Raw genomic sequence first — 2,006 nt, 5'->3', positions numbered from 1 at the left:
CGGCCGTGTAGATTTCACATCCTAATAAGCTAATACATTAAAGTCCAACGCTACAGCTGGCTCCTCTAAACATAAGGTACTCCGGTACCTTAGTTGGGTTCGTTTTATTCATTGTCTATTATTTTTACATTAATGTATTCATTAACCTCTTACGTCGGTTTCATCGGATAAGCAAAGAAACCGACAAAGGAGGTTCATGAATTCCTTTGAAAAACAAATAAAACCCAATGAACTAAATCGCAGATTCACGAAAACCGATAAAAATCAATTAAGAACCAATTGAGTAAAATGAACAAACACTAAAAGCAAGAAAGACACCCCATAGCGTAGTTAATAAGCGCTATTATGAAATACAAACATACTCTCACGTAAATAACACAATCCATAATACATAAAACCAATATAGATTATATTTCACATTATCTCTTTCAAGTCCTATTTTTGCAAAGAACACAATAAATCGATTTATAAAAATGGTTGAAAATTTTAAGGACCTCGTTTTAGAATATCTATTAAAACTAGGAATGACCGAAACGGTGGCTGCCTATATCAATCTTATTCTACTCCTTGTTATACTGCTATTTATAGCTGCTCTTTTAGATTTTTTCATTTGGAAGATTCTAAGAGGATTTTCAGTGCGAATTGCAAGACAAACAAAGACCAATTTCGATAACTATTTGGTGGCTCACAAAGTCCCACGATTCCTCGCCCGCGTTATCCCCTTGATGATGTTGGTGGAATTTGTTCCTTTAATTTTTTCAGATTTCCCTTTCTGGGAAAGCTTTATGGAAAAACTACTACGAGTCAGTGTGGTAGTACTTACCCTTATTATCGTAAAAAGTATTTTTAGAAGTATCAATGACCACCTAAAAACATTATCAAGGTTCAAAGACAAACCTGTGGATAGTTATATACAGGTATTTATCATTTTTGCCTGGCTAATGGGGATACTTACCATATTTGCTATTATCACAGAAACCACGGTATGGGCCTATTTTACTGCTTTAGGAGCAGCCTCTGCCGTAATCCTGTTAATATTTAAGGATTCTATTTTAGGATTTGTAGCCAGTATCCAGGTGAGTATTAACGATATGGTCCGAATTGGGGATTGGATTACCTTTCAAAAGTACGGTGCCGATGGAGACGTAACGGAAATTACCCTGGCAACGGTGAAGGTGCAGAATTTTGATAAGACCATTACTACCATACCTACCTATGCCTTAATATCCGACTCTTTTAAAAACTGGAGGGGTATGGAAACCTCTGGCGGAAGACGTATAAAAAGATCATTAGCCATTTGTCAGAAAAGCATTCGCTTCCTTACCGAAGAAGATTTAAAGGTTCTACGAAAGATTCAACTTATAGAACCTTATATTGAAAAACGAGAAAAAGAAATAGATGACTTTAATCAGAAGCACCAATTTAATCGCGAGGTACCTGTTAATGGTCGCAACATGACCAATTTTGGAGTGTTTAGAGAATACACCACACAGTATTTAAAGAACCACCCAGGAGTAAATCAGAAAATGACATTGATGGTACGCCAATTAAGTCCGACTCCCCAGGGAATCCCCTTAGAAATTTATGCCTTTAGTTCCGACAAAAGATGGGCAATTTACGAAAATGTGATGTCCGATATATTCGACCATCTCCTTGCTTCCATTTCCTATTTCGATCTAAAAATATTTGAATACCCCACCACCTATATCACTAACCCAAACCCGGAACAGCAAGATAGCAGTATTCAGTAGTAAGTTTTTTACAGTTAACAATTAGCAATAATCAATTAACAATACGGTTCAGTAAACAGTGTTCAGTACCTCCCCCGCTAATCGCGGGAATACCTGATGATATGACTCTTTGCTACAATATTTGATATTACTTCTCTTCAATTGTTAAAATCAAAAGAATTCGGCCTTCGTCATAAAATAACTGAATGATTTAGAATTCTTGTCCCACGCTACTCCTGGCTCCTCAACCAAAGGTACACCGTACCTTCGTTTTTC

At 36.5% G+C, this 2,006-nt stretch carries 1 protein-coding gene; it reads left to right on the top strand.

Going from position 1 to position 2,006, the window contains the following annotated elements; translation table 11 throughout:
• Positions 1 to 473 precede the first annotated feature (473 nt).
• Complete coding sequence (locus tag H344_RS0116695; RefSeq protein WP_026811314.1) at positions 474 to 1,751, top strand: mechanosensitive ion channel family protein; 1,278 nt, start codon at positions 474 to 476, stop codon at positions 1,749 to 1,751.
• Positions 1,752 to 2,006 lie beyond the last annotated feature (255 nt).

This window comes from Arenibacter latericius DSM 15913 (genome assembly GCF_000424985.1).
GTDB lineage: Bacteria > Bacteroidota > Bacteroidia > Flavobacteriales > Flavobacteriaceae > Arenibacter > Arenibacter latericius.
The sequence above is the reverse complement of the archived record's forward strand: the minus strand, read 5'-3'. Positions and strand labels throughout refer to the sequence as shown.